The sequence below is a fragment of the Burkholderia sp. AW33-5 genome (genome assembly GCF_053427615.1).
In genome coordinates this window covers 1-20,789 of record NZ_JBSAXA010000018.1, presented here as the reverse complement: position 1 = coordinate 20,789, position 20,789 = coordinate 1, and the positions used below count along the sequence as shown (strand labels likewise).

Genomic DNA, 20,789 nt, shown 5'->3' with positions numbered 1-20,789 from the left:
AATCGGCATGAGCGGACCACACATCCTGCGCGTCGAGCGCCTGACCCGCGAGGCGTTCGCGCCGTTCGGCGACGTGATCGCGCTCGAAGGCGCGCGGCACTTCCCGATCAACGGCGGCACGACCGAGCGCTTCCACGATCTCGCGACGATCGACGTCTGCGCGGACGGCGGCCGGCCGCTCGTCAGCGTGTTTCGCGCGCAGCCGCGCGCGCTGCCGGTCGCGATCACGCTGATGGAGCGCCATCCGCACGGCAGCCAGGCGTTCATTCCGCTCGCGGCCGTGTCGCGCTACGCGATCGTCGTCGCGCCGGCCGGCGAGTTCCGGCCCGACGCGATGCGCGCGTTCCTCGCCGAAGGCTGGCAGGGCGTGAACTACGCGAAGGGCGTCTGGCACCATCCGCTGCTCGCGCTCGACGCGGTCAGCGACTTCGTGATAGTCGACCGTGGCGGCCCGCAGCCGAACTGCGACGAGATTCCGCTCGACGACGCGTGGGCGCTCGAATTCGCGCCGGCCTGACGCGCGACGAAGGCGTCGGGCGTCGAGCACCGCGCGCCACACGGCGGCGGCATGGCTCGCCGCTCACGATCGGAAACATTCCCGAACCGGCCCGCCCGCAATGTGCGGGCCTTTTCCATTCCGATCCCGAAAACGACACGGCCCGGACGGCGAGATGCCGGCCGGGCCGTGGCGCAGGCGTGAAGCGTGCGGATCAGTGCTTGCGGTGCGGGCAGTTCTCGGTCGTGCAGGAGCCGTACATCGCGAGCGAGTGTTCCTGGAGCCGGAAGCCGCGTTCCTTCGCGATCGCCTGCTGGCGGCTTTCGATCTCGGCATCGAAGAATTCCTCGACGCGGCCGCAATCGAGGCAGACGAGGTGATCGTGGTGCGAGCCTTCGTTCAGTTCGAACACGGCCTTGCCGGATTCGAAGTTGCTGCGTGTGAGCAGGCCGGCCTGCTCGAACTGCGTCAGCACGCGGTAAACGGTGGCGAGCCCGATGTCGAGCTGCTCGTTGAGCAGGTTGCGGTAGACGTCTTCGGCCGTCAGGTGACGCACCGGGCTTTGCTGGAAGATCTCGAGAATCTTGAGGCGCGGTAGGGTGGCCTTTAGCCCGATATTCTTGAGATCCGTCGGATTGGTCATGGCTAGGCATCCCTAGAGTACAATGCAGGGCTTCAATGTTACCGGCTTTTCGCCGTTCCAGAAACACGCGCGGCCCGCGACGCGGGCCTGCACGGTGACGGAAATGTTCCCGGAATCTCTTTCGCACCTTCAGAGGAGTCGCATGCGGAGTGCCATCATCGCTGCCGCCGCCGTTGCCGCGCTGGCTGGTTGTTCGTCGTACGACAGCGTGACGCAGCGCATCGCGCAGAGCATCACGCCCTATCGGATCACTGTCGTGCAGGGCAACTTCGTGTCGCAGGAGAAGGCCGCGCAGCTGCAGGCCGGAATGACGCGCGAGCAGGTCCGCGCGCTGCTCGGCACGCCGCTGCTGTCGGACATGTTCCATGCCGACCGCTGGGATTACCTCTTTTACTTCAAGCGCGGCTCGACGTCCGTCGTCCAGCAGCGCGACCTCGTGCTGACGTTCGCGGGCGATCGCCTCGCGAGCTGGACGGGTGCCGAGAACCTGCCGTCCGAACTCGACCTGCTGGCCGATATCGACGGCGATCGCGGCGGCAAGAAGGCGAAGGCCGCGGCCGCGGCGAAGAAGGCGTCCGAAGCCGCTGCTGCCGCGAGCGCCGCGCAGGCGGCCGCTGCCGCGAGCCCGTCCGCCGAGCCGGTTTCGGGCGCGGTCGTCGATCAGGATGCCAACGCCCAGGCGGCGCGCGCGGCGAACCGCGCGACCAACCAGGTGTCGGGGCAGGGCACGACCGCCCGCCGCTTCACGCCGTCCGCGCAGGCCTCGGGTGGCGCGCCGGTGCCGGGCGGCCAGCCGCCGGGCGCCGCGCCGGCGATCCAGCCGCAATTCCAGTTCCATCGCCCGCCGCAGCCGAACGTGTCGAACGAGGCGTCGCCGCCGGTCGGCCCGCGGGGTTCGGACAACCTGCAGAACCAGCCGCTCACCGCGCCGGCCCAGTCGCAGTAAGCGGCCGGCGAGCGGAAACAGGGCGGCATGCGCCGCCCGCCTTTAGACCTGTCGTGTAGAAAGCCATGAAGATTGCGATTGCCGGTGCATCGGGCCGTATGGGCCGGATGCTGATCGAAGCCGTTCTCAACGATTCCGACGCGCAGCTCGTCGGCGCGCTCGACCGCGCCGATTCGCCGTTCCTCGGCCAGGACGCGGGCGCGTTCCTCGGCAAGGAAACCGGGATCAAGCTGACCGACGATCTCGACGCCGTCTTCGCGCAGGCCGACTACCTGATCGACTTCACGCGGCCGGAAGGCACGATCGCGCACGTCGCGGCCGCGCTGCGCCACGACGTGAAGCTCGTGATCGGCACGACCGGCTTCACCGCCGAGCAGAAGGCGGAGCTGCAGGCCGCGGCAGGCAAGATCGGCATCGTGTTCGCGGCGAACATGAGCGTCGGCGTGAACGTCACGCTGAAGCTGCTCGAATTCGCGGCGAAGCATTTCTCGCACGGCTATGACATCGAAATCATCGAGGCGCACCATCGTCACAAGGTCGACGCGCCGTCGGGCACCGCGCTGATGATGGGCGAGGCCGTCGCCGGCGCGCTCGGGCGCTCGCTCGACGAATGCGCGGTGTACGGCCGCCACGGCGTGACGGGCGAACGCGATCCGTCGACGATCGGCTTTGCGGCCGTGCGCGGCGGCGACATCGTCGGCGATCACACCGTGCTGTTCGCCGGGATCGGCGAACGGATCGAGATCACGCACAAGTCGTCGAGCCGCGTGTCGTACGCGCAGGGCGCGCTGCGTGCGGTCCGCTTCCTGTCGGCGCGCGGCGCCGGCCTGTTCGACATGCAGGACGTGCTCGGCCTGCGCTGACCCTCACGGGGAAACTCCGATGGCGATTCCCACCGGCGTTGTCCACTACCTCGAAAGCGGCGATGCGATCACGCACGCCGTCGCCTATGTGCTGCTGGCGATGTCCGTCGCCAGCTGGTGCTTCCTCCTCATGAAAGCCTGGCTGCTGGTCCGCGCGAAGCGGCAGGGGCCGCGGGCGCTCGCCTCGTTCTGGCGCGCGGCGTCGCTCGACGCCGGCATCGCCGCGCTCGCCGATGCCGACCGCGAGCGCGTGTTCGTACCGCTCGCCGAAGCCGCGCGCGATGCGGCCGACGAACACGATCCGGCCGCGCTCGCCGCGCGTGTGGAGCGCAGCGAACGCGTGCTGCGCGCGCTGCGTCACGCGATGCTGCGCTCGCAGCGGCGTCTCGAATTCGGTCAGGTGCTGCTCGCGTCGATCGGCAGCACCGCGCCGTTCGTCGGGCTGCTCGGCACCGTCTGGGGCATCTACCACGCGCTCGGCAGCATCGCCGCGAGCGGGCAGGCGCAGATCGAGAACGTCGCGGGGCCGGTCGGCGAGGCGCTGATCATGACCGCGTTCGGGCTCGTCGTCGCGATCCCCGCGGTGCTCGCCTACAACATCCTCGGGCGGCTCGTGCGTCAGCTCGCAGAGGAACTCGACGGCTTCGCGCGCGACCTTCACGTATTCGTGTGCGCGCAGGGCGCCTGACGCGCGGCCGGGAGGAACGACCATGGCATTCGGCGGACTGGAGCACCACAAGACGTCCGCGCCGATGGCGGAGATCAACATGACGCCGCTGATCGACGTGATGCTCGTGCTGCTCGTCATCTTCATCATCACCGCGCCGCTGATGACGCACGCGATCCGGCTCGACCTGCCGAAGGTCGCGGCCAGCGTCGCGCGCGACACGCCGCAGTCGGTCACGCTGTCGATCGACGACGCCGGCAAACTCTACTGGGACGACGCGCCCGTCGCACTCGACGCGCTGCCGGCGCGTTTCCGGGCCGCCGCCGCGGGCGCTGCGCCGCCCGAGCTGCGGCTGCGCGCATCGCGCGCGACCCGCTACGACGTGATCGCGCAGGTGATGGGCGCCGCGCAGGCCGCGGGCCTCACGCGGATCGGCTTCGTCACCGACATGCCGCCGGCGGGCACCGCCGCGCCGGCTGCCGCGGGCGCGGCACGCTGACGCGCAGGCCGCCCGCGCGCCCGGGCGGGCAAGAATGCATGGCCGGCCCGCGAGACCGGCCGTCCCGCCCGCCACGGACGGTATAATCGTCGTTTCCGCCCGGTTGGCAGGGTTTCGCCGGGTAACCTGGAGACCTTCCGGGTTACCCGGCGAATATCCGGAACCATGAGGCAGGCCCGAGAACCGTGAGCCTGCTCCCGCCGCCGGGCTGCCCGATTTCGTCCACTTCCGCGTGCCCGCCCCGTGGCGCGCCGCTTAAAGCCTAGTCCGAACCACACCATGCACGAGAGATACGTACCCGCCGACGTCGAAGCCGCCGCTCAGGGCGACTGGCGCGCAGCCGATGCCTACAAGACGAAGGAAGATTCGCAGAAGCCGAAGTTCTACTGCGTGTCGATGCTGCCGTACCCGTCCGGCAAGCTGCACATGGGTCACGTGCGCAACTACACGATCAACGACGTGATGTACCGCTATCTGCGGATGAACGGCTACAACACGCTGATGCCGATGGGCTGGGACGCGTTCGGGATGCCGGCCGAGAACGCCGCGATGGCGAACGGCGTGCCGCCCGCGAAGTGGACCTACGACAACATCGACTACATGAAGGGCCAGATGCAGTCGATGGGCCTCGCGATCGACTGGTCGCGCGAGATCGCGACGTGCAAGCCCGACTACTACAAGTGGAACCAGTGGCTGTTCCTGAAGATGCTCGAGAAGGGCATCGCGTACAAGAAGACGGGCACCGTGAACTGGGACCCGGTCGACCAGACCGTGCTCGCGAACGAGCAGGTGATCGACGGCCGCGGCTGGCGCTCGGGCGCGCTCGTCGAGAAGCGCGAGATCCCGATGTACTACCTGCGCATCACGCAGTACGCGGACGAGCTGCTGAACGACCTCGACGGCCTCGGCTGGCCCGAGCGCGTGAAGATCATGCAGCAGAACTGGATCGGCAAGAGCTTCGGCGTGAACTTCGGCTTCCCGTACGAACTCGACGGCGAGAAGGCGCTCCTGCGCGTGTTCACGACGCGTGCCGACACGATCATGGGCGTCACGTTCTGCGCGATCGCGGCCGAGCACCCGCTCGCCACGCGCCTTGCGCAGGGCAAGCCGGAACTGCAGGCGTTCATCGACGAATGCAAGCGCGGCGGCGTCGCCGAAGCCGATGTCGCGACGATGGAGAAGAAGGGCGTCGCGACGGGCTTCACGGTATCGCATCCGCTGACGGGCGAGCCGGTCGAGGTGTGGATCGGCAACTACGTGCTGATGAGCTATGGCGAAGGCGCGGTGATGGGCGTGCCGGCGCACGACGAGCGCGATTTCGCGTTCGCGAAGAAATACGACCTGCCGATCAAGCAGGTGATCGCGGCCGAAGGCCAGACGTACTCGCTGGACGCATGGCAGGAGTGGTACGGCGACAAGGAAGTCGCGGTCTGCGTCAACAGCGGCAAGTACGACGGCATGGCATACGGCGCGGCGGTCGATGCGATCGCGGCCGACCTGAAGGCCGGCGGCTTCGGCGACAAGCAGGTCACGTGGCGCCTGCGTGACTGGGGCGTATCGCGCCAGCGCTACTGGGGCACGCCGATCCCGATCATCCACTGCCCGTCGTGCGGCGACGTGCCGGTGCCGGAGCAGGACCTGCCGGTCGTGCTGCCGGAAGACCTCGTGCCGGACGGCTCGGGCAACCCGCTCGCGAAGTCGGAAGCGTTCCTGAACTGCACGTGCCCGAAGTGCGGCGCGGCCGCGAAGCGCGAAACCGACACGATGGACACGTTCGTCGATTCGTCGTGGTACTTCTCGCGCTACACGGCGCCGGACGCCGAGACGATGGTCGACGCGCGCACCGATTACTGGATGCCGATGGATCAGTACATCGGCGGCATCGAGCACGCGATCCTGCACCTGCTGTATTCGCGCTTCTGGACCAAGGTGATGCGTGACCTCGGCCTCGTGAAGTTCGGCGAGCCGGCGAAGAACCTGCTGACGCAGGGCATGGTGCTGAACGAGACGTTCTACCGCGAAGACGCGGCGGGCAAGAAGACCTGGTACAACCCGGCCGACGTGACGGTCACGCACGACGACAAGGGCCGCCCGGTCGGCGCGACGCTGAACACCGACGGCCAGCCGGTGGTGCTCGGCGGCATCGAGAAGATGTCGAAGTCGAAGAACAACGGCGTCGATCCGCAGGTGCTGATCGACCAGTACGGCGCAGATACCGCGCGCCTGTTCACGATGTTCGCCGCACCGCCCGAGCAGCAGCTCGAGTGGTCGGGCGCGGGCGTCGAAGGCGCGAGCCGCTTCCTGCGTCGCGTGTGGAGCTTCGGCGCGACGAACCGCGAAGCGCTCGCCGCGCGCGCGGGCTTCGACGCGGCCGCGCTCGGCGACGCCGACAAGGCACTGCGCCGCGAGATCTACAGCGTGCTGAAGCAGGCTGATTTCGACTACCAGCGTTTGCAGTACAACACGGTCGTATCGGCCGCGATGAAGATGCTGAACGCGATCGACGGCGCGAAGGGCGCGACGCCCGGCGTGCTGCGCGAGACGTACGGCGTGCTGCTGCGCGTGCTGTACCCTGTCGTGCCGCACGTGACGTTCGAGCTGTGGAAGGCGCTCGGCTACGCGGACGAATTCGGCCCGCTGCTCGACGCCCCGTGGCCGAAGGTCGACGAGGCCGCGCTCGAGCAGGCCGAGATCGAACTCGTGCTGCAGGTGAACGGCAAGGTGCGCGGCGCGCTGAAGGTGGCGAAGGACGCGAGCCGCGAGGCGATCGAAGCGGCGGCGGTGGCCGACGAAGCATTCGCGAAGTTCAGCGACGGCAAGCCGGCGAAGAAGATCGTCGTCGTGCCGGGCCGCCTCGTGAACATCGTCGTCTGACGGCCGCCGGCCGTCGGGCGTACACAGAAGGAGCGAAGGTGATCCGCAGATCGTTTTTGATGCTCGCCGTCGGCAGCGCGGTCGCGCTGTCGGCATGCGGCTTCCAGCTGCGCGGCCAGCAGGACTACGCGTTCAAGCACCTGCTGGTGGCCGGTGCGCCGGCGCCCGTCGAGGCGCGTCTCACGCGCCTCGTCGAGGCCGGCAGCGACACGAAGATCGTCAAGTCGGCGGACGACGCCGACGCCGTGCTGCACATGTGGGAGTCGCGTGGCCAGAACACGCTGACGCTCAACAAGTTCGGGTCGGCGCAGGAATACGCGTTGTTCTATACGCTGAACTACACGCTGACGAGCAAGGACGGCACCGTGCTGATCCCGCCGAGCGCGATCGCGCTGAACCGCGCGATGACGTACAGCGACCAGTACACGAACGCGAAGGCGCAGGAAGCCGACATCCTGTACGGCGACATGCAGAACGACGCGGTCGACCAGCTGATGCGGCGTCTCGCGATCGTCCACTCGCTGACGCCGGCGCCGGAGGACGTGGTGCCGGGCGTTGCGCCGCGCGCGCCGCTGCCGCCGCCGCCGCTCTGATCGCCCGCGCACGCACCGATGCAATTGCGACTTGATGCGCTGGAGCCGCACCTCGCGAAGGGGATGGCCGGGCTCTACACCGTCTACGGCGACGAGCCGCTGCTCGCGCAGGAAGCGTGCGACCGCATTCGTGCGGCCGCGCGCGCAGCCGGCTTCACCGAACGTTCGGTGCATACGGTCGAGCGCGGCTTCGACTGGAGCGTGCTGCTCGGCGCGACCCAGGCGATGTCGCTGTTCGGCGAGCGTCAGCTGATCGAGCTGCGCATTCCGTCGGGCAAGCCCGGCAAGGAAGGCGCCGAAGCGCTCAAGACGCTCGCGGCGACGCCCAATCCCGACGCGCTGCTGCTCGTCACGTTGCCGCGCCTCGACGCGGCAACGCAGAAATCCGCGTGGTTTACCGCGCTGCAGAACGGCGGCGTCGCGCTGAAGATCGATCCGGTCGACCGCGCGCAGTTGCCGAACTGGATCGGCCAGCGTCTGTCGATGCAGGGCCAGCGCGCCGCGCCGGGCGACGATGGCCGGCGCGCGCTGCAGTTCATCGCGGAGCGCGTCGAGGGCAACCTGCTCGCCGCGCACCAGGAAATCCAGAAGCTCGGGCTGCTCTATCCGCAGGGCGTGCTGTCGTTCGAGCAGGTGCACGATGCGGTGTTGAACGTCGCGCGCTACGACGTCTTCAAGCTGAACGAGGCGATGCTCGCGGGCGACGCAGCGCGGCTCGCGCGGATGATCGACGGGTTGAAGGGCGAGGGCGAGGCGATCGTGCTCGTGATGTGGGCCGTCGTCGAGGAATTGCGCACGCTGTTGCGGATCAAGCGCGGCGCGACGGCCGGCAAGCCGCTCGCCACGCTGCTGCGCGAGAACCGCGTGTGGGGTCCGCGCGAGCGGTTGGTCGGCCCCGCGCTGAACCGCGTGTCGGAAGCGGTTCTCGAGAAAGCGCTCGCGTTCGCCGCGAAGCTCGACCGGCAGGTGAAGGGGCTGTCGGCCGTCACGCCGGGCCGCCGCACGCAGGACGATCCGCCGCCCGATCCATGGGACGGCCTGTTCCAGCTCGCGATGACGGTGGCCGGCGCCCGCGGCGAGCGACCGCCGACCGCGGGTCGCGTGCGTCGTTAAGCCCTGTCCGGGCCTCCAGCGCACGCATCGCAACCCGCTTACAATGTTTCGATAGCTGGCGCGGCGCGCTTGCCGCCGCGCTCCACGCTTCCCACGAATTCACGCCGCGCCAAGCGGCTCGCTTTTCGAGTCACACGATGGATATCGACCAGTACATGACGGACCTGGGCCGCCGTGCCCGGCACGCTTCCCGCGCGATGGCGCGCGCCAGCACGGCCGCGAAGAACGCGGCGCTCGATGCCGTGGCACGCGCGATCGAGCGCGACGCGCAGGCGCTGAAGGATGCGAATGCACGCGACGTCGCCCGTGCCCGTGAAAAGGGGCTCGATGCGGCGTTCATCGACCGCCTGACGCTGTCGGACAAGGCGCTGAAGACAATGGTCGAAGGCCTGCGTCAGGTTGCGTCGCTGGCCGATCCGATCGGCGAGATCAGCAATCTCAAGTACCGCCCGAGCGGGATCCAGGTCGGCCAGATGCGCGTGCCGCTCGGCGTGATCGGCATCATCTACGAGTCGCGCCCGAACGTGACGATCGACGCGGCCGCGCTGTGCCTGAAGTCGGGCAACGCGACGATCCTGCGCGGCGGCTCCGAGGCGCTCGAATCGAACGCGGCGCTCGCGAAGCTGATCGGCGAAGGGCTCGAGGCGGCCGGCTTGCCGCAGGATGCCGTGCAGGTCGTCGCGACAGCCGATCGCGCGGCGGTCGGCAAGCTGATCACGATGACCGAATTCGTCGACGTGATCGTTCCGCGCGGCGGCAAGAGCTTGATCGAGCGCCTGATCAACGAGGCGCGCGTGCCGATGATCAAGCACCTCGACGGCATCTGCCACGTGTACGTCGACGATCGTGCCGATCTCGCCAAGGCGCTGACGGTGTGCGACAACGCAAAGACGCACCGCTACGGCACCTGCAACACGATGGAAACGCTGCTCGTTGCGAGCGGCATCGCGGCGACGCTGTTGCCGCCGCTCGGCAAGCTGTATCGCGACAAGCAGGTCGAGCTGCGCGTCGATGCGGCCGCGCGCGCGGTGCTCGCCGAGGCCGGTATCGGGCCGCTCGTCGACGCCACCGACGAAGACTGGCACACCGAATATCTCGCGCCGGTGCTCGCGATCAAGGTCGTCGACGGCCTCGACGCCGCGATCGAGCACATCAACCACTACGGCTCGCACCACACCGATGCGATCGTCACCGAGGATCACGACCGCGCGATGCGCTTCCTGCGCGAAGTCGACTCGGCGAGCGTGATGGTCAATGCGTCGACGCGCTTCGCGGATGGCTTCGAATTCGGCCTCGGCGCGGAAATCGGCATCTCGAACGACAAGCTGCACGCACGCGGCCCCGTCGGCCTGGAAGGGCTCACGTCGCTGAAGTACGTCGTGCTCGGGCACGGCGAAGGCCGTCAGTAAAGCGAGGCGCACAACCGATGGCAATGCTCTGGGTCAAGACGTTCCATATCGTTCTGATCGCCGCGTGGTTCGCGGGGCTGTTCTACCTGCCGCGCATCTACGTGAACCTGGCCATGGAGACCGATCCGGCCGCGGTGCGGCGCCTGTTGCTGATGGCGCGCAAGCTGTTTCGCTTCATGACGATGATCGCCGTGCCGGCGCTCGCATGCGGGCTGTGGCTCTGGCTCGTGATCGGCATCGGCCAGGGGCAGGGCTGGATCCACGCGAAGGTGACGGTCGTGCTGCTGCTCGTGATCTATCACGCGTACTGCGGGCACCTGCTGAAGGTGTTCGAGCGCGGAGAGAACAAGCGCACCGACAAGTGGTATCGCGTGTTCAACGAACTGCCGGTGCTCGGCATGCTCGCGGCGGTCGCGCTGGTCGTGATCAAGCCGTTCTGAACTTTCCGGCGGCGGCACGCCTGTAGTCGATCGATGCGCAACGGCGCCCCTCGGGGCGCCGTTTTCATGTGCGCGTCGTACGCGTCACTCCTTCGTTGGGTCGTCGATCCGGCGCCGCGTGATCGCTTCCTTCGCGCGGCCGACGCGTTCCATCAGCGCGGGCCCGCGCGACAGCGCAACGCCGACCGCGAGAATGTCGCCGATCGCGAGATGCGACATCCGCGACGTCATCGGCGAGAACACGTCGGTTTCCTCGGCCACGTTCGACGCGAGGCTCACCGTCGCGAGCTTCGCGAGCGGCGAGTGGCTCTGCGTGATCGCGACGACTTTCGCGCCGCACGCGAGCGCCGAGCGCGCGGCATCGACGATATCGCGCGTGCGGCCGGTATTCGAGATCGCGACGACGACGTCGTGCGGCCCGAGCAGCGCCGACGACATCGAGAACGTGTGCGGGTCCGAATACGCGACGCTCGGCACGCCGAGCCGGAAGAACTTGTGCTGGATGTCCTGCGCGGCGATGCCCGAGCCGCCGGCGCCGTAGAACTCGATGCGCGACGCGTTCGACAGCAGCGCGATCGCCTCGGCGACGCTGCCGGCCGACAGGCTGTTGCGCACTTCGATCAGCGCGCCGATCGTGCGGTCGAACACCTTGCCGATGATGCCGGGCGCGGGCTCGTCGGGCTCGACGTCGCGATAGACCGACGACACACCCGGCGCGACGCTCTGCGCGAGCCGGATCTTGAATTCGCGAAAGCCGCTGCAACCGAGCGCCTGGCAGAAGCGCGCGATGGTCGGCTGGCTGACGCCCGCGCGGGTCGACAGCTCGGTCATCGCGAGGTCGAGCACCTCGCGCGGCGCGGCGAGAATGTAGTCGGCGAGCTTGCGCTCGGACGGGCGCAGGTCGGCGCGGATCGCTTCAATGCGAGGCAGCATGGGACGGCGAATGAAAATCGGGTTCGGATGAGCGAGTGTATCGCAATCGAATTGTAGAAAATCTACATGAAAATGCTAGCTCCATCGCCAGAGATTTCCGGAGCAATGAATGCTGATGATTAGGGTTTTCACTAGGTAAAGCCTTGCTGGTGGCGGGAATAAGGGTTGCGCGCATGTGAATCCGCATTGCATGCTTGTAGTTTTTCTACTAGACTGGCTTCGTTCGTTCGACGCACTCGACCGTCCCCACGATTCCAACCGCCGGTGTCGTCCGGCATACAGGAGCGCCCAGCATGACGTCGCTGCACCCCACCCTGGCGAAAGTCACCGAACGCGTGATCGCCCGCAGCCAATCGACCCGTTCCGCCTATCTGCAGCGCATCGACGGCGCGCAGGGCAAGTTCCCGGCGCGTGGCGCGCTGTCGTGCGCGAACCTCGCGCACGGCTTCGCGGGTCTCGAAGGCAGCGACAAATTCCAGATCAAGGCGATCCGCGAGCCGAACATCGGCATCGTGTCCTCGTACAACGAGATGCTGTCCGCGCACGCGCCGTACAAGGATTTCCCTGACATCATCAAGGCCGCCGCACGCGAGAACGGCGGCGTCGCGCAGTTCGCGGGCGGCGTGCCCGCGATGTGCGACGGCGTCACGCAGGGCAACCCGGGGATGGAGCTGTCGCTGTTCTCGCGTGAGGCGATCGCGATGGGCACGGCGATCGCGCTCACGCACAACATGTTCGACGCGGCGCTCTGCCTCGGCATCTGCGACAAGATCGTGCCGGGCCTGCTGATCGGCGCGCTCCAGTTCGGCCACCTGCCGACCATATTCGTGCCGGCCGGCCCGATGACGAGCGGCCTGTCGAACGACGACAAGGCGAAGATCCGCCAGCAGTTCGCGACCGGCCAGGTCGGCCGCGACGCACTGCTCGAAGCCGAATCGGCCGCGTATCACGGCCATGGCACCTGCACGTTCTACGGCACCGCGAACAGCAACCAGATGCTGATGGAACTGATGGGCCTGCACCTGCCGGGTTCGGCGTTCGTTCATCCGCACACGCCGCTGCGTACCGCACTGACGGCCGAAGCCGCGCGCCGCGTGCTCGATCTGACGGCCGAGCGCGGCCAGTACACGCCGATCGGCCATGTGATCGACGAGAAGGCGATCGTCAACGGGATCGTCGCGCTGCTCGCGACGGGCGGCTCGACCAACCACACGCTGCACCTCGTCGCGATCGCGCGCGCGGCCGGCATCCTGATCGACTGGAACGATTTCGACGAGCTGTCGGCGGTCGTGCCGCTGCTCGCGAAGATCTACCCGAACGGCAAGGCCGACGTGAACCATTTCCACGCGGCCGGCGGCGTCGCGTTCCTGGTGCGCAACCTGCTCGAAGGCGGGCTGCTGCACGAAGACGTGACGACCGTCGCGGGCAAGGGGCTGTCGCACTACACGAAGGAGCCGAAGCTGATCGACGGCAAGCTGACGTGGGTCGACGGCACGGCCGAGAGCCACGACACGAAGGTGCTGCGCGGCATTCGCGACCCGTTCCAGCCGGACGGCGGCCTGCGCCTGATGCAGGGCCGGCTCGGCCGCGGCGTGATCAAGATTTCGGCGGTCGCGCCCGAGCACCGCAAGGTGACCGCGCCCGCGATCGTGTTCGATTCGCAGGAAGCCGTGCAGGAAGCCTTCGATCGCGGCGAGCTGAAGCGCGATTTCGTCGCGGTCGTGCGCTTCCAGGGCGCGCGCGCCAACGGGATGCCCGAGCTGCACCGTTTGACGCCGCTGCTCGGCGTGCTGCAGGATCAGGGCTTCCACGTCGCGCTCGTGACCGACGGCCGCATGTCCGGTGCGTCGGGCAAGGTGCCGGCCGTGATCCACGTGTCGCCGGAAGCGCTGCTGGCGGGCCCGCTCGGCAAGGTGAAGACGGGCGACACGCTCGTGATCGACGCGGAGGCCGGCATCCTCGACATCGAGGTCGACGACGCCGAGTGGCAGGCTCGCCCGGTCGCGCAGCCGCTGCATCAGGCCGAGAACGAAGTCGGTTTCGGTCGCGAACTGTTCGGCGTGTTCCGCGCGGCGGCCGCGCCGGCCGAGCAGGGCGCATCGGTTTTCGGGGCGCTGGTCGGCGAAGCGGCCGTCCGCGTCTCTGCATGAATTTCAAGGAGCGAATTTGATGAAGACGATTGCTGAAATCGTGAAGCTGGGCCCGGTGATTCCGGTGCTCGCATTCGACTCGGTCGAGCAGGGCGAACACGTGTCGCGCGCGTTGCACGCGGGCGGCGTCAAGGTGCTCGAGATCACGCTGCGTACACCGGCGGGCCTCGAGGCGATCCAGCGCGCGAGCCAGCTCGCGGACGATATCGTCGTCGGCGTCGGCACGATCACGAAGCCCGAGCACTGCGAGCAGGCGAAGCGCGCGGGGGCGAAGTTCGGCGTGTCGCCGGGCCTGACGAAGGATCTGCACCTCGCGTCGCTCGACGCCGGCCTGCCGCTGCTGCCGGGCGTGATGACGCCGAGCGACATCATTCAGGCGCTCGAATTCGGCTACGAAATCGTCAAGTTCTTCCCCGCGCAGCAGGCCGGTGGCGTGCCGATGCTGCAGGCGTTCCACGGCCCGTTCCCGGCGCTGAAGTTCTGTCCGACGGGCGGCATCACGGTCGACACCGCGCCGAATTTCCTGAAGCTGCCGAACGTCGTGTGCGTCGGCGGTTCGTGGCTCACACCGAAGGCCGCACTCGCCGCGCAGGACTGGGCCGAGGTCACGCGTCTCGCGCAAGCCGCAAGCCAGCTTCACCGTTAATACTTGTACGAAATGAAGGTTTGACCCTCGGCAGGCAAGCGCTTAGTGCTTGTTTTACCGAGGGTTTTTGCTGATGGAACCGGTTCTATCCGCGGACCCTAAAGATAAGTAAAATTCAGCGTCCTCACGGGGTGGGTACCCCCCGTGTTTCGGAGACCTGCATAGCCGGGCATACTCGCAACAGCTCGCCCGGTTTCGAACAATTCAAGGAGGAGTGCCACATGGGGGCTGTCCAAGGCAGCATGCTGCTCGTATTCACGCTGATCGCGATTGCCGCGCTGATCCTGATGATCGCGCGCTACAAGATCTACCCGTTCCTGGTGCTGATCATCGTTTCGCTGGGCCTGGGTCTCGTCGTCGGCATGCCGATGGACAAGATCGTCAAGTCGTTCGAAACGGGCACGGGCGGCACGCTCGGCCACATCGCGATCGTCGTCGGCCTCGGCACGATGCTCGGCAAGATGATGGCCGAATCGGGCGGCGCCGAACGGATCGCGACCACGCTGATCGACTGGTTCGGTGAAAAGAACATCCACTGGGCGATGATGTTCGTCGCGATCATCGTCGGCTTGCCGGTGTTCTTCGAAGTCGGCTTCGTGCTGCTGATCCCGATCGCGTTCAACGTCGCGAAGCGCACCGGCAAGTCGCTGCTCGTCGTCGGTCTGCCGATGGTGGCCGGCCTGTCCGTCGTGCACGGGCTGATCCCGCCGCACCCGGCCGCGCTGCTGGCCGTTCAGCAATACGGCGCCGATATCGGCAAGACGATCGCGTTCGGCCTGATCGTCGGTGTGCCGACCGCGATCATCGCCGGTCCGCTGTTCGCGCTGATGATCTCGAAGTTCGTGAAGCTGCCGGAAAACAACCCGCTCGCGGCGCAGTTCGTCGATACGCACACGGACGGTCGCAAGCGCGAACTGCCGAGTTTCGGCATCACGCTGTTCACGATCCTGCTGCCCGTCGTGCTGATGCTCGTCGGCAGCTGGGCCGACCTCGTGTTCGCACCGAAGTCGCTGCCGAACAACCTGCTGCGCTTTGCCGGCAACTCCGACGTCGCGCTGCTGATCGCCGTGCTCGTGAGCTTCTTCACGTTCGGCAAGCTGCAGGGCTTCAACCGCGACCAGATCCAGAAGTTCTGCGGCGAGTGCCTGGCGCCGATCGCCGGCATCACGCTGATCGTCGGTGCGGGCGGCGGCTTCGGCGGCGTCCTGCGCGACAGCGGGATCTCGCAGCAGATCGTCGAGACCGCGAAGCACGCGCACCTGTCGCCGTTGCTGCTCGGCTGGTTCGTCGCGGCGCTGATGCGTCTGGCGACGGGTTCGGCGACGGTCGCGATGACGACGGCCTGCGGCATCGTCGCGCCGATCGCCGCGGCGTCGGGCGCGGCGGTTCGTCCGGAACTGCTCGTGCTCGCGACCGGCTCGGGCTCGCTGATCTTCTCGCACGTGAACGACGGCGGCTTCTGGCTGATCAAGGAATACTTCGGGATGACGGTCGGTCAGACGTTCAAGACCTGGTCGCTGCTTGAAACCATCATCTCGGTGCTCGGTCTGAGCTTTACGCTGTTGCTGAGCGTGGTTTTGTAACAAGGGGTAGTCAATGATTCTGATCGCAATGGGCGTGTCGGGCGCGGGCAAATCGCGAATCGGCGAAATGCTGGCAGAACGCCTGTCGTGCAGCTATACCGACGGCGACGCGTTTCACAGCGCGGCGAACAAGGAAAAGATGCACAACGGCATTCCGCTGACCGACGACGACCGCTGGCCGTGGCTGCGCACGATCCGCGCAGCCATCGAAGAGAAGCAGCGTGCCGGCGAGACCGCCGTGTTCACCTGCTCGTCGCTGAAGCGGTCGTACCGCGACGTGCTGCGCGGCTCCGACACCGACGTGCGGTTCGTGTATCTGAAGGGTTCGTTCGAGGTCTTGCACGAGCGCCTGAAGACCCGCACCGGCCATTTCTTCGATCCGTCGCTGCTGAAGAGCCAGCTCGACACGCTCGAGGAACCGGGCCCGGATGAAGCGATCGTGGTCAGCATCGAGCTGACGCCCGAACAGATCGTCGATCAGGTCATGCTGAAGATCGGTATCGCGCAGCAGCACTGAGCGCGGTTCGCGGTAGTCCATCTGACGGGGTGTGCAGATGAGTTGATCCGGCAATGACGGATACGCAAAAAAACGTACCCCCAAGGGCTGAGTCCTGTATTGCGCAGGCCTCAGCCCTTTCCGTATGAGCGTGTTGTGTTCGCGGAAATCTCGGTATGACGCACCGTATCGTTCTTCGCGGCGATTCTTGCACAGCCTTGCCTCGCGTGACTTGCGCTCGGCCCTGAGTCACTTCTTGTCGCGGGGAAGTTTTTTGAATTTGCCGCCAGTTACCCAACCGTTGCCGGACTGGCACTGGACCTTGGTGTACATGTCGACTTTGCCCGCCATGTCCATTCCGGGCTCGCAACTATCCGACGGTTGAAGGAAGAAAATGATCTTTCCGTCGACACCGTCGTAGACAGGAATGCGATCTTCAGCAACCCATGTTTCATCCGGGTGCGCGGAGCAATTGATCATCAAGGTTGATAGTAGCGAGATGACGCTACTTTTTCGGATAAACATGCTCGGTAACGAGTCGTCGAGAATGCTTTAATCCTATCATGAGGTCGGCAGGGGAAATCGTATCCGCAAATGACCAGCGCGGATCGTGCGCCTGTATCCCTGCTGCTTCCAATATCTCGGCAATATTGGAAGAGCAGCTATTCGTGAATAGGGAATAGGGTTTGTTGGCTGCTATCCGCTCGTGAATTTCGGTAAGAATCTTCTGCTTTTCCGAGGCGGTTACTCTCAACACGTAGCCCCACGAGTCGCGATGCATGTCAACCTGCTGACGATGCAAATAATGTTCCTTTGTGTCGGTGTCCCAGCCTGTCGGAGCACGTCCATATTCTTGATTGTTAATGACGATGGCAGTGTGACCGAACTGCGATCCTCTGGAAACCATTCGGGAGTCGCTGATAATTACCTCGATGGTTTCGTGGCTGGTGTCTACGGATATTCCCTTTGCATTGGAGTCGGTCGTTGGGGTAGTCGTTTTTGAGGCCACTCTCAACAGCGGCTTTCCGGATTTCGATTTGATGGCATCCATTCTTTTTAAACGTAGATGTGTACGATCTCGGAGTTGGCTGTTGACGAAAGCAAGTGCGTGTGGCCGCTTCGATCTGTTACTCCGTGTTCAATATCGCCATTCGCCCGCAGAATCACATATTCCATGTTTGCCAGCGGCTTGCCGGTAGCTTCGTCGAAGAGCTTGAAGCGATCGTCGAAGCTCGAAGGTTCGATCAAGGTCGCGAATGGATCCCCGTCTACATGGAGGCCGTATTGCGCAAGCTCGTGAAGTTTGAACGAGATGGATCCGGTACTCTGTGAGGCAATTAAGCGAGGTGGGGGATCGCATTTGCAGATACAGATGTCGTTCTCAAGAGCGACCTGTTTGCCTCTCAGCAGCATGGGGCGAAATGGCTGAACATTTGCAATCCGGCCCGCCGATGCGCACGCATCGCAATAGACTTCTGCGCCTTCATAGGCAACGGCCTTCCCGTTGTGCCTGAAGAAATTCGCTCCTTGTGTCACGGTTCCTCCGGCTGTTGTTTTGTCGCCGATTCGAATGAAGTATCGTTTCATGGAATCTCCTGTTGGTTATTGGATGGAGTTTGCCATGTGGTTTATTGAGATGCCTGTCGGAGGCTGGGAAATGGTTAGCGAATGTGAATGCGGCAGCGCTGTTGAGAGGCGATTTTTTCTGATTCGGGTTTGCTTCCTTGGGAAGCGGATGTTTGGCTACGGATGTCTTGTAGTGGGGAAGCCGGAGGCGGAAAGTAAGGGGTTAAGCACGATTGCTGAGCGCATTGAACGATATGAGGTCTTGAAGGGCGTGTCGTTGAGGTGAGGGGGATTTATCTCAAAAGCAAAATATTAAATTAATCTTGTCCAAAAGTCGTCGTATCGAGAGATGCGTCTTTTCTTTTGCTTGATAAGCCTATTCTTGACTCCCTGCAATACTCTTGGGATCAATCCTATGGACATTGTGGAATTGGTTTATTGAGTTTGGAGCCAAGTTCACGTCGTGCCTAAAGCGGTGTCGTGCGCCTGTTTTGCGATGCCGTCGAGCAGCACGTCCAGCATCGTGTCGTGCACGGCGGCCGGATCGAGCTGCGCATAGAGCGGGGCGGCCGATTTGACGAGCGGGTGCGCGGTATCGGACAGCGCATGCATTTCCGCGAGCTCGACGTCGTTCGCGGGCCGCGTGAGGCCGCCGGCCTCGGCGGCGGCGAGTCCGATCACGCTCGCATACCAGCCGACGCACACGGACGGCAGCGCGGTGCGCGGGATGCCGGCATCGGCCAGCGCACGATGCACGGTCTCGATGTGCGGGAGATCGGCCGGCCCGGTGCTCATATGACGCTGCAGCAGCGCGAACGCGGCGGGGTGGCGCAGCGCGAGCGCGCGATACTGGCGTGCGAGATCGCGCAGCCGCTCGCGCCACGGCAGCGAAGGATCGACCGGCACGAGCGAGCGCGACAGCGCGTTCGCGATCGCACGGCTCAGGCCTTCTTTCGACTTGAAGTGATAGAGCACGCTCATCGGGTCGCAGCCGACCGACTGCGCGAGCTTGCGCACGCTGAACGCGGCTTCGCCGACCTCTTCGAGCAGCGCGAGCGCGGCCGCGACGATCGCATCCTTGTCGAGGCCGCGCGGGCCTTGGGCGGGTTTGTCTTTCATGGAAGCAGGATGACAGCGGCTGTAATCTTGACGAAAGCGTATTCTACGCTGTAGAATTATTTCTGCGGTGTAGAAATTGGGTGTCCCGGCACCTTTCAATGCGTGCTCTTGCACGGTCCGGGATCCTGGCAGGCACGAGCGTGCCTGCCGTCAACACGGGCCATCGCGCCCTTTATCTCGTTGACACCCAAGTGGAACCGGCTGCCCCACCCGCGAAGCCAGAACGGCTCTTCGACAGGCGGCCCAAGACCATGCAAGTGCAATCATGACTTCCAATCACAAACCCCTGATCCAGGGCGAATCGCGTTTCGACCAGACGCAACTGAACATTGAAAAGGACAACTGGAACTGGTGCGATCCGTCGCGCTACGACGGCGAGCGTCCGGCCAACTGGTACGAGGCGTCGTTGTCGCGCCATGAAAACGGCGCGCCGCTCGCGCACGACACGGTGTGCGACGTGCTGGTGATCGGCGCGGGGCTGCTCGGCGCATCGGCCGCGCTGCATCTCGCGGAAGCGGGTGTCGACACGATTCTCGTCGACAAGCATCACGTCGGCTCCGCGGCGTCGGGCCGCAACGGCGGCCAGCTCACGCCGGGCCTCGCGCGCTGGGAAGCGGCCGACATGATCGACCATCTGTCGCACGACGACGCGAAGCGGCTGTGGCGTTTCGCGTCGGCCGAATCGATGGACCTGATCGACGCGATCGGCGCGCGTTACGCGCTCGACCTCGACCGCAAGCGCGGCCACATCACGGCGGCGGTGCACCCGGGCCACATGAGCGCGCTGCTCGACGGCGCGGACGCACGCCGCCATCTCGGCGACGCCGGCGTGACGCTCGTCGGCCGCCATCAGCTGCATGACGAATACGTGCGCTCGGGGCTGTATCACGGCGCGGCGATCGACGCGACCGGCGGCCAGCTTCATCCGCTCGCGCTGGTGCGCGGCCTCGTGCACGGCTTCCGGCTGAACGGCGGTGCGCTGTACGAGGGCACCGAGGTGCTGGAGCTCGACGAGACGCCGGCGGGCGTCGTCGCGACGACGCCGGGCGGCACGATTACGGCGCGCCGTGGCGTCGTGCTCGCGCTGCACAACACGACGTTCCGGCTGCTGGACGACGGCGGCGCCACCACCGTGCCGTTCTTCACGTACGTGAGCGTGACGGCGCCACTCGACGTCGACGTCGCGACGCTGATGCCGGCCGGCATGCCGGTGTACGACACGCAGTTCCAGATCGACTATTACCGGCCCGTGCGCGGCAACCGCCTGCTGTTCGGCGGGCAGGGCACCGGTACGTGCTGGGCGCAGCCCGACGTCAACGCGTATCTGCTGACGCGGCTGAACACGGTATTTCCGCAGCACGACGGCCGCTTCGCGCTCGACTACTGCTGGAGCGGCGTCAGCGATTTCACGCTGAACGGCGCGACCGACAGCCGCAAGACCGACGGCCGTGTGCCGATGTACATGGTGCAGGGCTGGAGCGGGCATGGCGTCGCGCAGACGGTGCGGATCGGCAAGGCGATCTGCGACGACTTCGTCGGACGCAACGACGATTTCTCGATGCTGACCGGCATCGACCACCGCGAGATTCCGCTGGGCCGGCAACTGTCGCCGATCGCGATTCCGGCCGCGAAGGCGGCGATGAGCGTGATGAGCGCGCTCAATCCGGGGCGGATGATTTCGTTCTGATCGCCGGTGTTGTCGCGTTCCGAGCGCGCGCGAGCCGCCAATGAAAAAGCCCGATGCGATTGCTGA

Annotated in this window: 21 protein-coding genes; 15 read left to right on the top strand and 6 right to left on the bottom strand. The window is 65.8% G+C overall.

The genetic code is table 11. The annotated features are described in order from the left end of the window. Positions 1–7 precede the first annotated feature (7 nt). The gene (locus tag ACV22V_RS24185) at positions 8–517 is read left to right on the top strand and encodes an ureidoglycolate lyase (RefSeq protein WP_448015744.1); all 510 of its coding nucleotides are present in this window, start codon (positions 8–10) and stop codon (positions 515–517) included. A gap of 193 nt (positions 518–710) precedes the next feature. Here the strand turns inward: ACV22V_RS24185 and fur are convergent, their stop codons facing one another. After that, entirely contained in the window at positions 711–1,139 is a 429-nt protein-coding gene (gene fur / locus ACV22V_RS24180) for a ferric iron uptake transcriptional regulator (protein WP_006753314.1), read from the bottom strand. A 142-nt stretch (positions 1,140–1,281) separates the two neighbouring features. On the opposite strand from fur, the gene ACV22V_RS24175 reads away from it, so the two are divergent. The 9 genes from ACV22V_RS24175 (at position 1,282) to ACV22V_RS24135 (ending at position 10,543) form a co-directional block, all read left to right on the top strand. After that, complete coding sequence (locus ACV22V_RS24175; protein ID WP_059535282.1) at positions 1,282–2,085, top strand: outer membrane protein assembly factor BamE; 804 nt, start codon at positions 1,282–1,284, stop codon at positions 2,083–2,085. A gap of 65 nt (positions 2,086–2,150) precedes the next feature. Continuing rightward, positions 2,151–2,948 carry a 4-hydroxy-tetrahydrodipicolinate reductase gene (gene dapB / locus ACV22V_RS24170; RefSeq protein ID WP_059535284.1) on the top strand — a complete coding sequence of 266 codons (798 nt, stop codon included), beginning with the start codon at positions 2,151–2,153 and terminating at the stop codon, positions 2,946–2,948. A gap of 19 nt (positions 2,949–2,967) precedes the next feature. Beyond that, complete coding sequence (locus tag ACV22V_RS24165; protein WP_059535286.1) at positions 2,968–3,636, top strand: MotA/TolQ/ExbB proton channel family protein; 669 nt, start codon at positions 2,968–2,970, stop codon at positions 3,634–3,636. Between the two features lie 22 nt (positions 3,637–3,658). Then, the gene (locus tag ACV22V_RS24160) at positions 3,659–4,114 is read left to right on the top strand and encodes an ExbD/TolR family protein (protein WP_059535288.1); all 456 of its coding nucleotides are present in this window, start codon (positions 3,659–3,661) and stop codon (positions 4,112–4,114) included. A 279-nt stretch (positions 4,115–4,393) separates the two neighbouring features. Next, positions 4,394–6,988 (top strand): leucine--tRNA ligase, encoded by a 2,595-nt coding sequence (leuS, locus tag ACV22V_RS24155; protein ID WP_059535290.1) that lies wholly within the window; start codon positions 4,394–4,396, stop codon positions 6,986–6,988. 38 nt (positions 6,989–7,026) lie between these two features. After that, positions 7,027–7,581: an LPS-assembly lipoprotein LptE gene (locus ACV22V_RS24150; RefSeq protein ID WP_059689078.1), complete on the top strand. Its 555-nt coding sequence runs from the start codon at positions 7,027–7,029 to the stop codon at positions 7,579–7,581. A gap of 18 nt (positions 7,582–7,599) precedes the next feature. Beyond that, the gene (holA, locus tag ACV22V_RS24145; RefSeq protein ID WP_448015743.1) at positions 7,600–8,694 is read left to right on the top strand and encodes a DNA polymerase III subunit delta; all 1,095 of its coding nucleotides are present in this window, start codon (positions 7,600–7,602) and stop codon (positions 8,692–8,694) included. 137 nt (positions 8,695–8,831) lie between these two features. Continuing rightward, the gene (locus ACV22V_RS24140) at positions 8,832–10,103 is read left to right on the top strand and encodes a glutamate-5-semialdehyde dehydrogenase (RefSeq protein ID WP_448015742.1); all 1,272 of its coding nucleotides are present in this window, start codon (positions 8,832–8,834) and stop codon (positions 10,101–10,103) included. Between the two features lie 17 nt (positions 10,104–10,120). Then, positions 10,121–10,543, top strand: coding sequence for a CopD family protein (locus tag ACV22V_RS24135; protein WP_107938103.1), 423 nt, complete (start codon positions 10,121–10,123; stop codon positions 10,541–10,543). 84 nt (positions 10,544–10,627) lie between these two features. On the opposite strand, the gene ACV22V_RS24130 is transcribed toward ACV22V_RS24135, so the two are convergent. Next, the gene (locus ACV22V_RS24130; protein WP_059535300.1) at positions 10,628–11,476 is read right to left on the bottom strand and encodes a MurR/RpiR family transcriptional regulator; all 849 of its coding nucleotides are present in this window, start codon (positions 11,474–11,476) and stop codon (positions 10,628–10,630) included. Between the two features lie 293 nt (positions 11,477–11,769). Between ACV22V_RS24130 and edd the strand changes: the two genes are divergently transcribed. The 4 genes from edd (at position 11,770) to ACV22V_RS24110 (ending at position 16,372) form a co-directional block, all read left to right on the top strand. Further along, entirely contained in the window at positions 11,770–13,626 is a 1,857-nt protein-coding gene (edd, locus tag ACV22V_RS24125) for a phosphogluconate dehydratase (protein ID WP_448015741.1), read from the top strand. A 19-nt stretch (positions 13,627–13,645) separates the two neighbouring features. Continuing rightward, on the top strand, positions 13,646–14,272 hold the full coding sequence (gene eda, locus ACV22V_RS24120) for a bifunctional 4-hydroxy-2-oxoglutarate aldolase/2-dehydro-3-deoxy-phosphogluconate aldolase (protein WP_059465387.1): 627 nt from the start codon (positions 13,646–13,648) through the stop codon (positions 14,270–14,272). 221 nt (positions 14,273–14,493) lie between these two features. Continuing rightward, positions 14,494–15,855, top strand: a complete 1,362-nt coding sequence (locus ACV22V_RS24115; RefSeq protein WP_059535304.1) for a GntP family permease — start codon at positions 14,494–14,496, stop codon at positions 15,853–15,855. Positions 15,856–15,868: 13 nt separating this feature from the next. After that, a complete protein-coding gene (locus ACV22V_RS24110) occupies positions 15,869–16,372 on the top strand; it encodes a gluconokinase (RefSeq protein ID WP_059535306.1) in 504 nt (167 codons plus the stop codon). Between the two features lie 228 nt (positions 16,373–16,600). On the opposite strand, the gene ACV22V_RS24105 is transcribed toward ACV22V_RS24110, so the two are convergent. From ACV22V_RS24105 to ACV22V_RS24090, 4 genes are all read right to left on the bottom strand, one after another. After that, complete coding sequence (locus tag ACV22V_RS24105) at positions 16,601–16,876, bottom strand: hypothetical protein (protein ID WP_448015740.1); 276 nt, start codon at positions 16,874–16,876, stop codon at positions 16,601–16,603. Beyond that, positions 16,857–17,402, bottom strand: coding sequence for a lipoprotein N-acyltransferase Lnb domain-containing protein (locus tag ACV22V_RS24100; protein WP_448015739.1), 546 nt, complete (start codon positions 17,400–17,402; stop codon positions 16,857–16,859). Before ACV22V_RS24100 ends, ACV22V_RS24105 begins: the two co-directional genes overlap by 20 nt. A gap of 5 nt (positions 17,403–17,407) precedes the next feature. After that, positions 17,408–17,938: a PAAR domain-containing protein gene (locus ACV22V_RS24095; protein ID WP_448015738.1), complete on the bottom strand. Its 531-nt coding sequence runs from the start codon at positions 17,936–17,938 to the stop codon at positions 17,408–17,410. Between the two features lie 435 nt (positions 17,939–18,373). Continuing rightward, positions 18,374–19,036: a TetR/AcrR family transcriptional regulator gene (locus ACV22V_RS24090; RefSeq protein ID WP_448015737.1), complete on the bottom strand. Its 663-nt coding sequence runs from the start codon at positions 19,034–19,036 to the stop codon at positions 18,374–18,376. Between the two features lie 265 nt (positions 19,037–19,301). On the opposite strand from ACV22V_RS24090, the gene ACV22V_RS24085 reads away from it, so the two are divergent. Continuing rightward, complete coding sequence (locus ACV22V_RS24085) at positions 19,302–20,723, top strand: NAD(P)/FAD-dependent oxidoreductase (protein WP_059820442.1); 1,422 nt, start codon at positions 19,302–19,304, stop codon at positions 20,721–20,723. Positions 20,724–20,789 lie beyond the last annotated feature (66 nt).

Bases quoted from the DNA above. Each gene is read 5' to 3' on its own strand.
- ACV22V_RS24185 (WP_448015744.1), top strand. From the start codon at position 8: ATGAGCGGACCACACATCCTGCGCGTCGAGCGCCTGACCCGCGAGGCG.
- fur (WP_006753314.1), bottom strand. From the start codon at position 1,139: ATGACCAATCCGACGGATCTCAAGAATATCGGGCTAAAGGCCACCCTA.
- ACV22V_RS24175 (WP_059535282.1), top strand. From the start codon at position 1,282: ATGCGGAGTGCCATCATCGCTGCCGCCGCCGTTGCCGCGCTGGCTGGT.
- dapB (WP_059535284.1), top strand. From the start codon at position 2,151: ATGAAGATTGCGATTGCCGGTGCATCGGGCCGTATGGGCCGGATGCTG.
- ACV22V_RS24165 (WP_059535286.1), top strand. From the start codon at position 2,968: ATGGCGATTCCCACCGGCGTTGTCCACTACCTCGAAAGCGGCGATGCG.
- ACV22V_RS24160 (WP_059535288.1), top strand. From the start codon at position 3,659: ATGGCATTCGGCGGACTGGAGCACCACAAGACGTCCGCGCCGATGGCG.
- leuS (WP_059535290.1), top strand. From the start codon at position 4,394: ATGCACGAGAGATACGTACCCGCCGACGTCGAAGCCGCCGCTCAGGGC.
- holA (WP_448015743.1), top strand. From the start codon at position 7,600: ATGCAATTGCGACTTGATGCGCTGGAGCCGCACCTCGCGAAGGGGATG.
- ACV22V_RS24140 (WP_448015742.1), top strand. From the start codon at position 8,832: ATGGATATCGACCAGTACATGACGGACCTGGGCCGCCGTGCCCGGCAC.
- ACV22V_RS24135 (WP_107938103.1), top strand. From the start codon at position 10,121: ATGGCAATGCTCTGGGTCAAGACGTTCCATATCGTTCTGATCGCCGCG.
- ACV22V_RS24130 (WP_059535300.1), bottom strand. From the start codon at position 11,476: ATGCTGCCTCGCATTGAAGCGATCCGCGCCGACCTGCGCCCGTCCGAG.
- edd (WP_448015741.1), top strand. From the start codon at position 11,770: ATGACGTCGCTGCACCCCACCCTGGCGAAAGTCACCGAACGCGTGATC.
- eda (WP_059465387.1), top strand. From the start codon at position 13,646: ATGAAGACGATTGCTGAAATCGTGAAGCTGGGCCCGGTGATTCCGGTG.
- ACV22V_RS24115 (WP_059535304.1), top strand. From the start codon at position 14,494: ATGGGGGCTGTCCAAGGCAGCATGCTGCTCGTATTCACGCTGATCGCG.
- ACV22V_RS24110 (WP_059535306.1), top strand. From the start codon at position 15,869: ATGATTCTGATCGCAATGGGCGTGTCGGGCGCGGGCAAATCGCGAATC.
- ACV22V_RS24105 (WP_448015740.1), bottom strand. From the start codon at position 16,876: ATGTTTATCCGAAAAAGTAGCGTCATCTCGCTACTATCAACCTTGATG.
- ACV22V_RS24100 (WP_448015739.1), bottom strand. From the start codon at position 17,402: ATGGATGCCATCAAATCGAAATCCGGAAAGCCGCTGTTGAGAGTGGCC.
- ACV22V_RS24095 (WP_448015738.1), bottom strand. From the start codon at position 17,938: ATGAAACGATACTTCATTCGAATCGGCGACAAAACAACAGCCGGAGGA.
- ACV22V_RS24090 (WP_448015737.1), bottom strand. From the start codon at position 19,036: ATGAAAGACAAACCCGCCCAAGGCCCGCGCGGCCTCGACAAGGATGCG.
- ACV22V_RS24085 (WP_059820442.1), top strand. From the start codon at position 19,302: ATGACTTCCAATCACAAACCCCTGATCCAGGGCGAATCGCGTTTCGAC.